This is a genomic window from Tistrella arctica (assembly GCF_039630945.1).
In the GTDB taxonomy this organism is placed as follows: domain Bacteria; phylum Pseudomonadota; class Alphaproteobacteria; order Tistrellales; family Tistrellaceae; genus Tistrella; species Tistrella bauzanensis.
The window spans coordinates 373,220-385,375 of sequence record NZ_JBBKTV010000005.1 but is presented as its reverse complement, the minus strand read 5'-3'; the positions used below and the strand labels follow the sequence as shown (position 1 = coordinate 385,375).

Annotated in this window: 12 protein-coding genes and 1 pseudogene; 8 read left to right on the top strand and 5 right to left on the bottom strand. The window is 69.3% G+C overall.

Annotated features, from left to right (window positions below):
* Nucleotides 1-73: 73 nt before the first annotated feature.
* Nucleotides 74-1,834, bottom strand: a complete 1,761-nt coding sequence (locus WG924_RS13355) for a long-chain-fatty-acid--CoA ligase (protein WP_345933533.1) — start codon at nucleotides 1,832-1,834, stop codon at nucleotides 74-76.
* Between the two features lie 156 nt (nucleotides 1,835-1,990).
* Between WG924_RS13355 and WG924_RS13350 the strand changes: the two genes are divergently transcribed.
* Both WG924_RS13350 and WG924_RS13345 read left to right on the top strand, forming a co-directional pair.
* Nucleotides 1,991-2,749, top strand: coding sequence for an SDR family oxidoreductase (locus WG924_RS13350; protein ID WP_345933532.1), 759 nt, complete (start codon nucleotides 1,991-1,993; stop codon nucleotides 2,747-2,749).
* Nucleotides 2,750-2,770: 21 nt separating this feature from the next.
* Complete coding sequence (locus WG924_RS13345; protein WP_345933531.1) at nucleotides 2,771-3,529, top strand: class I SAM-dependent methyltransferase; 759 nt, start codon at nucleotides 2,771-2,773, stop codon at nucleotides 3,527-3,529.
* A gap of 19 nt (nucleotides 3,530-3,548) precedes the next feature.
* On the opposite strand, the gene WG924_RS13340 is transcribed toward WG924_RS13345, so the two are convergent.
* Nucleotides 3,549-3,719 (bottom strand): helix-turn-helix domain-containing protein, encoded by a 171-nt coding sequence (locus WG924_RS13340; RefSeq protein ID WP_345933530.1) that lies wholly within the window; start codon nucleotides 3,717-3,719, stop codon nucleotides 3,549-3,551.
* Nucleotides 3,720-3,742: 23 nt separating this feature from the next.
* Nucleotides 3,743-3,979, bottom strand: coding sequence for a helix-turn-helix domain-containing protein (locus WG924_RS13335; RefSeq protein WP_345933529.1), 237 nt, complete (start codon nucleotides 3,977-3,979; stop codon nucleotides 3,743-3,745).
* A gap of 137 nt (nucleotides 3,980-4,116) precedes the next feature.
* On the opposite strand from WG924_RS13335, the gene WG924_RS13330 reads away from it, so the two are divergent.
* Both WG924_RS13330 and WG924_RS13325 read left to right on the top strand, forming a co-directional pair.
* Entirely contained in the window at nucleotides 4,117-4,413 is a 297-nt protein-coding gene (locus tag WG924_RS13330; RefSeq protein WP_345933528.1) for a hypothetical protein, read from the top strand.
* 193 nt (nucleotides 4,414-4,606) lie between these two features.
* A pseudogene (locus WG924_RS13325) lies at nucleotides 4,607-5,030 on the top strand (dienelactone hydrolase family protein); the annotation flags it as partial.
* 282 nt (nucleotides 5,031-5,312) lie between these two features.
* Here WG924_RS13325 and WG924_RS13320 read toward each other — a convergent pair.
* Together WG924_RS13320 and WG924_RS13315 are read right to left on the bottom strand one after the other, a co-directional pair.
* The gene (locus WG924_RS13320) at nucleotides 5,313-6,299 is read right to left on the bottom strand and encodes an alpha-ketoacid dehydrogenase subunit beta (protein WP_188576022.1); all 987 of its coding nucleotides are present in this window, start codon (nucleotides 6,297-6,299) and stop codon (nucleotides 5,313-5,315) included.
* On the bottom strand, nucleotides 6,296-7,384 hold the full coding sequence (locus WG924_RS13315) for a thiamine pyrophosphate-dependent dehydrogenase E1 component subunit alpha (protein WP_345933527.1): 1,089 nt from the start codon (nucleotides 7,382-7,384) through the stop codon (nucleotides 6,296-6,298). Before WG924_RS13315 ends, WG924_RS13320 begins: the two co-directional genes overlap by 4 nt.
* 394 nt (nucleotides 7,385-7,778) lie before the next feature.
* Here WG924_RS13315 and WG924_RS13310 point away from each other — a divergent pair, with 394 nt between their 5' ends.
* The 4 genes from WG924_RS13310 to WG924_RS13295 all read left to right on the top strand — a co-directional run bounded on the left by WG924_RS13310 (nucleotide 7,779) and on the right by WG924_RS13295 (nucleotide 12,089).
* The gene (locus tag WG924_RS13310) at nucleotides 7,779-8,687 is read left to right on the top strand and encodes an IclR family transcriptional regulator (RefSeq protein ID WP_188576026.1); all 909 of its coding nucleotides are present in this window, start codon (nucleotides 7,779-7,781) and stop codon (nucleotides 8,685-8,687) included.
* Between the two features lie 73 nt (nucleotides 8,688-8,760).
* On the top strand, nucleotides 8,761-9,963 hold the full coding sequence (locus tag WG924_RS13305) for an acetyl-CoA acetyltransferase (RefSeq protein WP_345933525.1): 1,203 nt from the start codon (nucleotides 8,761-8,763) through the stop codon (nucleotides 9,961-9,963).
* A 147-nt stretch (nucleotides 9,964-10,110) separates the two neighbouring features.
* Nucleotides 10,111-10,641 carry a MarR family winged helix-turn-helix transcriptional regulator gene (locus tag WG924_RS13300; protein WP_345933524.1) on the top strand — a complete coding sequence of 177 codons (531 nt, stop codon included), beginning with the start codon at nucleotides 10,111-10,113 and terminating at the stop codon, nucleotides 10,639-10,641.
* Nucleotides 10,638-12,089: a DHA2 family efflux MFS transporter permease subunit gene (locus WG924_RS13295; RefSeq protein WP_345933523.1), complete on the top strand. Its 1,452-nt coding sequence runs from the start codon at nucleotides 10,638-10,640 to the stop codon at nucleotides 12,087-12,089. The genes WG924_RS13300 and WG924_RS13295 overlap by 4 nt, the downstream gene beginning before the upstream one ends.
* Nucleotides 12,090-12,156 lie beyond the last annotated feature (67 nt).

Below are 12,156 nucleotides of genomic sequence, written 5' to 3'. Positions count from 1 at the left end.
GATAGCTGCGGGCAGGTTAGCGGAGGCGGCATCAAATGACAATGCGTGTCATTCGCAAATAAAAATTACTGGGTCAGGCACCGGCGGCCCGCGCCCGTTCCGCATCCTGCAACCCCCGCCAGTCGACCTTGTTGGTGGCGGTGCGGGGCAGGCTGTCGGCAAAGCTGATGACGCGCGGCACCTTATAGGCGGCCAGTTCGCCGCGCGCCCAGGCGATGATGTCCTCGGCCATCACCCGGCCCTGCGCCTCGGGCTTCAGCACGATCACCGCTTTCACCGCCTCGCCGCGCCGGGCATCGGGCACCGAGATGACGCAGGCGTCGCGGATGGCGGGATGGCGGAACAAGGCGGTTTCGATCTCGGCCGGCCAGGCCTTGAAGCCACCGACATTGATCATCCGCTTCAGCCGGTCGACGGCATAGAAATAGCCGGCGGCGTCGCGCCGGCCCAGATCGCCGGTGCGCAGAAAGCGCTTGCCATCGCGCATGAAGAACGCCTCGGCATCGGCATCGGGGCGATTCCAATAGCCTTTCAGGATCTGCGGCCCCGCCACCACGATTTCGCCGGTCTCGCCCTCGGGCAGTTCCGCCAGGGTCTCAGGGTCGATGATGCGGGCATCGGTGTCGTGGATCGGGATGCCCAGACATTGCGGGCGCGGGGCGTGCATCGGGTTCATATGGGTGGGCGACATGGTCTCTGTCATGCCATAGCCTTCAATGAACACCAGGCCGTAGCGCTGTTTCAACTCGGCGGCAACGGCTTCGGGCATGGCGGCGCCGCCCCCGGTCAGCACCCGCACGCGGGCAAGACAGGCGGGGTCGAAACTGGCGCTGCCCAGCACATCGACCACCATGGCCGGCGCGGCATTCCAGAAACTGACCTGCCGGTCGGCCAGCAGCACCGGCACAAGATCGCGATCCCAGCGGGTCATGATCACGATTTCGCTGCCGGCGAGCAGGGCGGCGTTCATCGATGCCTGCATGCCGGCAACATGAAACAGGGTGAGAAAGGCGGTGACGGCATCCTCGGCCGTCATCCGATACAACCGCATCTGCGCCTCTGCGGTGAACAGCACCGACAGATGGGTGTGCATGCAGGCCTTGGGCCGGCCGGTGCTGCCAGAGGTATAGGGCATCAGGCACAGCTCGTCGCGACCACCCAGCGCCGGCGGCAGGGCGTCGCCGGCTGTGGCGGTATCGGTCAGCGCGCGCCAGTCGTGCCAGACGCCACCTTCAGGCAGCGCCGCGCGCGGTGCTGCCATCACCGCCGGCCAGGGCATGCGCGGGTCGTGGCCGGCCATGTCGGCATAATGCGCGGCAACGACCGCGCGCAGCGGCCCGCCGGCTTCGGTCAGCCCGGCGAAGTCCTCAACCAGATCGTCGCCGATGATCGCGACCCTGGCGCCGCTGTCGGCGGCGATGAAGGCGAGTTCGGGCCCGCGATACATCGGGTTCACCGGCACCGCCACCGCATCGGCGCGCAGCACCGCGTGATAGGCGATGATGTATTGTGGCGAATTCTGAAGCGCGATCAGCACCCGGTCGCCCCGGCCGACACCGATGATCCGCACCAGCGCCGCCGCCAGCCGCTCCACCGCTTCGTGCAGCGCGCCATAGCTGAGCGTGGCCCCGTAATAATGCAGGGCGGTGCGGCCGGGCGCGCGGGCGGCGCTGCGTGCCAGCCCGTCGACCATGGTGGTGGTGGTCAGTGTCAGGTGGCGGGGCTCGTCGGCCGGCCAGGGATCGGTGACGGGGGCGGTGCCCGGGTCGGTGACGGTATCGGTGGCAGGATCGATCGTGTGCGCGGCGGAAGGGATGGTATCGCTCCGGGTCATCTGTCTCGTCCATCGGCCAGGGCAGGGGCGCGGCGCCCGGGGGCAGACAGCCGCATTGTTTGATCAAAGATCATCTAGTATCCTCGCCTCCGGGCCTTGCGGTCAATGCGCGGATATGCGCTCGTTAAGTGTTTTCGGCGATCAGGGAGAGCGATGATGGGCAAGGATACGGCAAAGGTGCTGCTGGTGACCGGCGGCGGACGCGGCATCGGTGCCGCCACCTGCCGGCTGGCGGCGGCGGCCGGCTATGCGGTGGCGGTCAATTATGCCCGCGATGCCGCGGCGGCCGATGCCCTGGTTGCCGATCTGCGCGCCGAGGGCGCCGATGCCGAGGCGTTTCAGGGCGACATGGCCGAGCCGGGGGCTGCCGATGCGCTGGTCGATGCGATGATGGCGCGCTGGGGCCGGCTGACCCATCTGGTCAACAATGCCGGCATCACCGGCACCGGCAGCCGGCTGGCCGATGCCGACCCCGCGACCATCGCGCGGGTGATCGATCTGAACGTGACCGGCGCGATCATGGTGGCCCGTGCCGGCGCACGGGTGATGGCGACCAGCCGTGGCGGCAGCGGCGGGGTGATGGTCAATGTCTCGTCGGCGGCGGCGACCCTGGGCAGCCCGGGTGAGTTCGTGTGGTATGCGGCATCGAAGGGTGCCATCGACAGCCTGACCATCGGCCTGTCGCGCGAACTGGCCAGCGACGGCATCCGGGTCAACGCGGTATCGCCGGGGCTGATCGACACCGGCATTCACGCCGATGCCGGCATGCCCGACCGGGTGGAGAAGCTGGCGCCGAACATTCCGCTCGCCCGTGCCGGCAGTGCCGCCGAGGTTGCGCAGACGATCATGTTTCTGCTATCGGACGCGTCCTCTTACGTGTCGGGCACCATCGTGCGGGTGGCCGGCGGACGCTGACGGCTTGCGGGAGACGGGATCATGACCGGTGGAGACGACGACGGCTGGCGGGCTTCCGCCGATGCCTGGGTTCGCGAGCAGGGCGAGCACGGCGATTATGGCCGTGCCCATGTCCTCGACCCGGTGATGATCCCGCGGCTGCGTGGTCGCGGTGTTCAGACCGCGCTCGATGTCGGCTGTGGCGAGGGGCGCTTCTGCCGGATCATGGCGGCGGAAGGTATCCGGGCAACCGGTGTCGACCCCACGCCCGAACTGCTCGCGGTGGCCCGCGACCGCGACCCCGCCGGAGATTATCGTGTGGGCCGTGCCGAGGCGCTGGATTTTCCCGATGCCAGCTTCGATCTGGTGGTCAGCTATCTGACGCTGATCGACATCCCCGACATCGCGGCCGCGATCCCCGAGATGGCACGGGTCTTGAAGCCCGGCGGCAGGCTGCTGGTCGCCAACCTGACCGGCTTCACCAGCGCCTCGGCCGATCGCGGCTGGCAATACGACACCGACGGCCGGCCCGACCACTTCGCGCTCGACCGCTATCTTGAGACCCGCCCGATGCGGGTCGGCTGGCGCGGTATCGAGATCGTGAACTGGCACCGGCCGCTCTCGGCCTATATGCAGTTGTTCCTCAAGGCGGGCCTCCGCCTCGCCTGGTTCGACGAGCCGGCCCCCACCGGCGGACCGGCGGATCAGGCGGCCCGCTATGCCCGTGTGCCCTATTTCGTGGCCATGGAATGGCACCATGCCGGCATCACCGATGCCGGTGACGGCGGCACGGCCCGATAGATCCGGGCATCCTGCCGGCTCATCTTTGAACCGGCGGGCGTCGCGTGCCGACACCGGCCCGGCGCATCAGCCGGCGCAGGGTCGAGGGTTCGGCATAGCCCACCCGGCGGGAGATTTCGTCGAGCGGCAGGGTGGTGGTGTCCAGCAGCTCCGTCGCCCGTTCGATGCGCAGGCGCTGAACGAAACCCACCGGCGACAGGCCGGTCGCGCGGGCTATGCGCCGGCGCGGGCGATGCCGTCGTCCGTCGCGGCCATGAAGCCGGGCGCCATATAGCGGGCCTGTGATCGGCGATGGTCGAGCAGCAGCAGCCGGGCGCAATCCTGAGCCAGACCGGGGCCGCCATGACGGGCGATGACCGCCAGCATCAGATCCATCTGCGCCATGGCGGCCCCGGCGGTGGTGACGGGACCGTCCTGAACCACCAATGCATCGACATCCAGCGGGAACATGGCGGTGATTACGCACAAGCCGTGCTTGCCGTCGCCTCTGCCCCGCGCTGACCCTCACCGTCGTTCCAGGAGCCCACAGATGCCCCGTCAAAGCCTCGCCACGCTCACCCTGAGCATCGTTGCCGCCGACCCGGTCCGTGCGCCGCGCCTGCGGTTTCGGCGGCGCCGTCGTCACCACGGCCGGCGCTAAGGTGTTTGGTATCAGCGATCAGACCTTGAAGACCGGAGAGGCAGGCACGCTGACCGTCGCAGGCACCACGGTCATCGAGACCGGCGGCACCTTCACGGCCGGCGCCAGCCTCGTCACCGATGCCCAGGGCCGCGCCGTGGCCGCGTCCGGCCCGCTTGCGGTCGCGGCGGGTGCAACCGCCGTCCAGTTCACCGCTGCCGGCCGTTTCGTCGAAATCCTCTTGGGTCGCGGACCCAACACATAAAAATGGCGGGTGCCGCCGACGACACCCGCCTGCACGTAACCTTGCAGATGGCGCGTCGGCACCCCAGCTACGCATCATCTTAGCCTACCGCATCGTCCGCTGCCGCCCAGCCAAATCCAGTTTCGTCCGACCTGATCCCGCCTCCATTCCAAAATAATTGTGTCCATACCAGAATAATTAGAGCAGACCCGTCACCGGCAATTTCGCACTGTCGATGATGCTGGAGCCGGCCGTGCTGGCGCCGGTTCTGGCCCAGCCGTCCTTGCCGCTGGACGATGCCGGCGCGCTTGAAAGCGATGCCGGGGAACTGGCCCCGGGTGCGGGCGCGGCTGGAGCGCGAGGATCTGGTCGTGCTGGGCTATCGTTTCGCCGGGGATGCGATCTGCCGGGCGGAACGCTTCGCCGCCTATGAACGCGCCCTGGGCGACCGGTTTCAGGGGCGCGTGCTGCCGGACGCGGCGGCGAACCGCACGGATCTGCCGCCATTCTTCGCACGTCATGTGCCGACCCCGCACAGCGTGGTGACGGTGCATCTGATCGATCAGGCGGGCCAGCCGACCATCGCCGCCCGCGACGAGATCCTGGCGTTCTTCCGCCAGCGACTGGCGGTGGGATAAGCGACTGGCGGTGGGATAAAAGACCGCCGGCATCCGGGGCTCAGGGACGGATGCCGGCGGCAAAGGCATCTGCCGGCCGCTGGCGCGGAGGGGGGCGCTCGGGCCGGCAGATGCACGCGAACGACGGCCGGGTCACCGGTTGGCAGAACCGCTCTGGGGGAGGAGAGCCGTGGTCGCTGCCGGGGGAAGGAGACCGGGGATCGAAACCCGGCCGGCGTCGGTTCGTGATCGCGATGGTCGTCCTGGGACCGGCCTTGGCCGGCAGATCAGAGTCAGACGGCGTCAGGCGGCGGCCGGCGATGCCACCGCCCGCAGCAGGGCGGCTGCGATGTTGTCGGGCCCCACGCGATAGGCCGCCTCCAGCGGCGCCGAATAGCCGACCGGAATCCGGGGGGCGCCCAGCCGGATCGGCCGGGTTTCCAGCCGGTCGCCCAGCGCTTCGGTGACGGTGGCGACGATCTCGGCACCGAAACCGGCATCGCGCACGGCTTCCTGCGCCACCACCAGCCGTCGGGTGCGGGCCACCGACGACAGCACCATCTCGGCGTCCCATGGCCACAGGGTGCGCAGGTCGATCACCTCGACATCCACACCCCGGGCGGCGGCGATGTTGGCGGCCGCCATCGCCTCATGCACGGCGGCCGACCAGGCGACGATGGTGACGTCGCGTCCGGGGCGGGCGATGCGGCCGCGCCCCAGTTCGGCCGGGGCGTCGCTTTCAGGTGCCGGACCGGTCAGCGGCCACAATGCCTTGTGCTCAAGATGCACCACCGGGTCGTCGGCGCGGATCGCGGCCTTCAGCAGACCATAGGCGTCGGCGGGGGTGGCCGGCGCCGTGACCACCAGACCCGGAATATGCACCCACCAGCTTTCCAGCGACTGCGAATGCTGAGCGCCCGACGACCGCCAGACCCCGATCGGCTGGCGGACGACCAGCGGCACGCGGCCCTGACCGCCGAACATGAACCGGTTCTTGGCGGCCTGATTGACCAGTTCGTCGACCGCGCACAGCGCGAAGTCGGAAAAGCGCATCTCGACCACCGGCCGGGTGCCGACCAGGGCGGCGCCGACCGCAGCCCCCATGATCGTGGCCTCGGAGATCGGCGTGTCGACGACCCGTTCGGCGCCGAAGCGTGCCTGAAGCCCGTCATACTGCTTGAACACGCCGCCGCGGCCCAGGTCTTCGCCCAGCGCCCAGACCCGGTGGTCGCGCTCCAGTTCCTCGGCCAGCGCCCGCCGGGCGCCCTCGATATAGGTGAAAGCGCTCATAGCTGCGTCCCCCGATCCAATGCCCATATGCCGTCCATCGCTCCGTGCGTCGACCAGGCCTGGCCCTGTTCGGCACCGGGACGCGGCCGGCCGATATCCTGCACGTCATCGAAGGCGGCGGCGGTGTCGGGCAGGGGAGCCGCCAGGGCCGCGGTCACGGACGCGGCGATGCGCGCGGTCTCGGCCACCTCAATGGCCGCGATCTCGTCGTCGTCGAGACCCAAGCCCTTCAATTCGGCGGCGTTGCGGGCGATCGGGTCGTCCTCCCAGCGCGCGGCCACCTCGTCGGCCGGACGATAGGGGGCGGCATCGGTGACGGTGTGGCCCTTCAGCCGATAGGTGCGGGCATGCAGCAGGCGCGGGCCGCTGCCGCCACGGATCAGGCCGATCAGCCGGCCCGCCGCCTCGTCGACCGCTTCGACGTCATTGCCGTCGATCGACAGCGCCGGCACGCCCAGGGCTTCCGACCGGGCGGCGATGCCGGGGCCGGCGCTCATGGCCGCGGTGCGGGTGGTGGCCGACCAGTTGTTGTCCTCGCAGACGAACAGCACCGGCAGCTTGAACACGGCCGCCCAGTTCAGGCTTTCCAGGAACGGCCCGCGATTGGCGGCGCCATCGCCGAAATAGCACACCGCGATCGCGGCGCGCCCCAGCAGGCGCAGGCCCTGCGCCGCGCCGACGGCGATCGGCAGGCCGGCGCCGACCACACCATTGGCGCCGAGCATGCCGACCTTGAAATCGGCGATGTGCATGGAACCGCCCTTGCCGGCGCAGGCGCCGCCGGCCCGGCCGAAGAGTTCCAGCATCATGCCGTTCAGATCGGCGCCCTTGGCGATGCTGTGGCCATGGCCGCGATGGGTGGAGGCGATCACGTCCTCGGTGATCAGATGGGCGGCGACACCGGTCGGCACCGCCTCCTGGCCGATCGACATATGGACGGCGCCGTTGACATGGCCTGCCGCGAGGCCGTCTTCCGCCGCGCGTTCGAAGGCGCGAATGCGCCACATGGTGGCATGATGGTCGATCAGGCGCCGCCGCCGCCCGTTATCGGTGGCGGGCGGTGCCGTGTCGGCTGGCTGGGTCATCGTCGGTCTTCCTCCCCGGAAGCGCTCTTGGGCCCGCGTCGGGAAGGCGCGGGCGGGCGGATCTTGTTGGCGGGCTCGTTTTTCCAGGTGGCGAAGGACATGACCGGCCTGCCGGCACGCCATCCGCCATTCAACGCGTGCCGGACTGCCGCCGGCGGGATCCTTGTCGATGAACCGCTGTGTCCGGTCCATGATATGGATTTAATTTTCGCGCAAGATCAGGCTACAAATCATCTGATGCGTTGTCAAATTCACGTAATGGAGACATCATTCAGAATGAGTGATGGTAAGTCGTCCATATTGTGGACCTTTGGTCGATCTTGCCGTCACCCGTGTTTCACGCCGAGAGTGGCCCGTTCGAAGGCGGCCCGGCGCCACTGGAGGAAACGCTGTCATGCCAGAAACCACTCTGGGCGCGCCCGGCAGGGCTGCCGCCTCTGTTCGTCGTGCGGCGGCGGCCCCGGCCACGGCCGCACCGGCCGCCCCCACCGGCACCCAATCGGTGGAACGCGCGATCAGCCTGCTGCGCATCCTGGCGCGCCGCGACGCCGGCGGCGCCCGTCTGGTCGACGTGGTGGCGGATAGCGGGCTGAACAAGCCGACCGTCCGCCGCCTGCTGCTGGTGCTGATGCGCGAGGGGTTGGTCGATCAGGATCCCGGCAGCCGCCGCTATCATCTGGGCGTCGAGACCTTCGCGCTGGGCTCGGTCGCGGCCGAACGCTTCGGTATCCGCAAGATCGCGGCACCGGCCGTGCTGCGGATCGCGGAAGCATCGGGCGATACCGCCTATCTGTCGGTGCGCAGCGGCTTCGACGCGATCTGCGTGGAACGCCAGGAAGGCGCCTTCCCGATCCGCACCCTGACCCTGGCAGTCGGCGACCGGCGGCCGCTGGGCGTGGGGGCGGGCAGTCTGGCGCTGTTGTCGTTCCAGCCCGATCCCAATGAAATCCGCTCGATCATCGACGTCAATGCCGGTCGGGTGAATGCCTATGCGCCGCGGATCGAGCCCCAGCGCCTGCTGTCTCTGGTGGATCAGACCCGCGCGCAGGGTTATGCCTTCAATGACGGCATGATCGTGGCGGGGATGAGCGCGGTCGCCGTGCCGATCCTGAACCGTCGCGGCGAACCCGAGGCGGCGCTGAGCATCGCCGCCATCGACAGCCGGATGTCGCCGGAACGGCGCGCCCAGTTGCTGGCCCTGTTGCAGCGCGAGCGCGAGCGGATCGAACAGCAACTGGGTCGCACCCAGTCGCCGGGGGTGCGTGATCTGGCGATGCGCGCGCGCGGCCGGATGCGCGCCTGAACCTGACATGCGCGCCTGAACCTCGCATGCGCGCCTGAACCTGCCGCGCGCGCCTGAACAAGGGAGACAATCGATGTCGGCTACTGACACCCGGGTATGCATCGCGGGCTGGGCGCATACGCCCTTCGGCAAGCTGGATGCGCTGGACCTTGAGGCGCTGATCGTGCAGGCGGCGCGCGATGCCATGGCCCATGCCGGCATCGATGGCGCCCAGGTGGACGGCATCTTCGTCGGCCTGTTCAACAATGGCTTCTCGGCACAGGATTTCGCGGCCGGGCTGGCGCTTCAGGCCGATCCGGGGCTGCGCTTCAAGCCAGCCACCCGGGTGGAGAATGCCTGTGCCACCGGATCGGCGGCGATCCATGCCGCGCAGGATTTCATCCGCGCCGGGCGTGGCCGGGTGGTGCTGGTGATCGGCGCCGAGCAGATGAGCCGCACCGCCGGCGACAAGGTCGGCGATCTGCTGCTGGGGGCCAGCTATCGGCGCGAGGAAGGCAATATTCCGGGCGGTTTCGCCGGCGTGTTCGGCCAGATCGCCCAGGCCTATTTCGCGAAGAATGGCGACCAGATGGACGCGCTGGCGATGATCGCCGCCAAGAACCATCGCAATGGCTGCGCCAATCCATATACCCAGATGCGCCGGGATTTCGGCTTCGAATTCTGCAACTCGGTGAGTGACAAGAATCCGCTGGTCGCCGGACCATTGCGGCGAACCGATTGTTCGCTGGTCTCGGACGGTGCGGCGGCGCTGGTGCTGGCCGACGAGACGATGGCCTGCGAATTGACCGCGGCATCGGGGGTGGTGCCGGTGGCGTTCCGGGCGGCGGTGCAGGTGAATGAGTTCCTGCCGCTGTCGCGCCGCGACCCGACGGTGCTGGAGGGCGCGGCCGAAGCGTGGCGGCGGGCGCTGAGTGCGGCGAAGCTGACCCTGGATGATCTGCATCTGGTGGAAACCCATGACTGCTTCACCATTGCCGAGATGATGGAGTACGAAGCCATGGGCCTGACCGCGCCCGGCGACGGCGCCCGCGCCATCCGCGAGGGCTGGACCGAAAAGGGCGGCCGGCTGCCGGTCAACCCGTCGGGGGGACTGAAGGCCAAGGGACACCCGATCGGCGCCACCGGCGTGTCGATGCATGTGCTGGCGGCGATGCAGGTGACCGGCACCGCGCCCGAGGGCATGCAGATCCCGAACGCGGTGCGTGCCGGCGTGTTCAACATGGGCGGGGCCGCCGTCGCCAATTACGCCAGCATCCTGGAGCCGCTGGGCGCCTGAGCCCGGTGGAACAATCCTGATCCTGGCACATGATCCCCGCGCCGTGCCGCAGGCGCGGGGCAGCTTTGCGGGCAGAACGTTCGCCTGCTAATAAGTGGGTTTGCTAAGCTTCGGCGCATGATGCCAATTCATGAGGTCATGCGCCCGATGCTGCCGATTGCCGAACCCGGCGAGACGCCCCAACAGATCCTGCCGGCCGTGGGACCGGCGGCCCCGCCTCGTGCCCGGCTGGGGTGGACGGTGGCACGCCTCGCGCGTAGCTGGCGCAGTGTGCTGGATGCGCGTCTGGCCCCCCATGGGCTGACCCAGTCGCGCTGGCGGGTGCTGAATGTGGTGTCGACCACATCCCGGCCGCTGACGCAGCGTGAACTGGCCGACCGGCTGGCGATCGAGGCGCCGACCCTGGTGCGGTTGCTGGACCGGCTGGAGGCGGACGGGCTGGTGGAACGTCGGCCCGACGGCCAGGACCGGCGGCGCAAGGTGATCGGTCTGGGGCCGAAGGCGGCGCCGGCCACCGATGCCATCGCCCGCGAGATCGCGGCCGTGCGCGCCGATCTGCTGGGCGGGCTGACCGATGATCAGATCGCCCAGGCCCTGCTGGTGCTGGACGCCGTGCAGGGTGCTGCCGAGCACCTGCTGGCCGCGATGCCCCGACCCGAATCGGAGGACCGCCCGTGACGGCGCCCCGGGATGCCGAGCCTGCGCCCGAGGCACCGCCGCCGCAGCGCCCTGAGGCCCTGTCGGCGGCGACCGTCACCACCCGCGAGCGGCGGCTGGCGATCGCGGCGCTGATGTGCGGCACGATTTCGACCATTCTGTCGGCGACGCTGATCAATGTGGCGCTGGCAACCTTCATGACCGACATGGCCGTCAGTCACACGGTGGCGCAGGGGCTGTCCACCGGCTTTCTGGCCGCCAACACCATCGCGATGCCGGTGGCGCCGTGGATGATGGGGCGGCTGGGCTTTCGCAAGCTGTATGTGCTGGCGATTTCGGTGTTCGTGGCCGCGGCCCTGCTCGGCGGCTTCGCGCCCGGCGCCCATGCGGCCATCGTGGCGCGGGTCATCCAGGGGGCCGCGGCCGGCATGATCCAGCCGCTGGCAATGGTGGTGATCTTCCGGATGTATCCGCCCGACAAGCGCGGATCGGCGATGGGGCTGTACGGGCTGGGCGTGGTGCTGGCGCCGGCACTCGCACCCACCCTGGGCGGCGCGCTGGTCGAATTCGCCGGCTGGCGGTCGGTGTTCTTCGTGGCGATTCCGGTCTGTCTGGCGGGCATCGTCATCGCGTTGAAGGCGCTGCCCGATGCCCGCCCGCCGGGGGCCGGCGGGCGTTTCGACCTGCTGGGCTTCGGCCTGCTGGCGGTGGCCATGTCATCGCTGATCGCCGTGCTGAGCATGGGGATGAGCCAGGGCTGGCTGTCGGTTCAGGTTCTGGCGGCGGCGGTGGTGGCGGTGGCGGCCGGTGCCTGCTTTCTGGCATGGGAGCGGCGGGTCGCACGGCCATTGATGGATCTGAAAATCTATCGCGCGCCGGGCTTCGGTGCGGCGGCGCTGTGTTCCATGACCCTGGGGCTGGGCCTGTTCGGTTCCACCTATCTGCTGCCGCTGCTGCTGGAAACCGCCCGCGGGATGAGCCCGGCCGAGGTGGGGCTGGCCATGGCGCCGGCGGGTTTCGCCATGGCGCTGACCTTCCCGCTGGCCGGCCGGCTGGCCGACCGGATCGCGACCCGGCCACAGGTGATGATCGGGCTGGGGCTGTTCGCCGCCCATGCCCTGTTGCTGGCCTGGGCCGAATTCGCGGCCGGATTCTGGGTGATCGCCGCGGTGATGGCGCTGGGCCGGATGTCGCTGGCGCTGGTGATGCCGGCGCTGTCGGCCGGCGGCCTGCGGCTGCTGCCCGAAAATCAGGTGGCACAAGGGGCGGCCGCCCTGAATGTCAGCCGCCAGTTCGGGGGCGCGGTCGGGGTGGCCATTCTGGCGGTGGTGCTGGAGTCCGCCGAGGTGGCGCTGCCCGGCCGGCCGCTCGACGCCTTTGCCATCACGCTGGCGGTGATGGGCGGCTTCGGGCTGACCGCGATGGTCGTGGCGGTGATGCTGCCCGGCCGGCGGGACGGCGCCGCGTAAATCGCCGGATCCCTACCTCCCTACATCCCTGCATGGTGGTCGCTGCCGCCCGGATTGCAGACGAAAC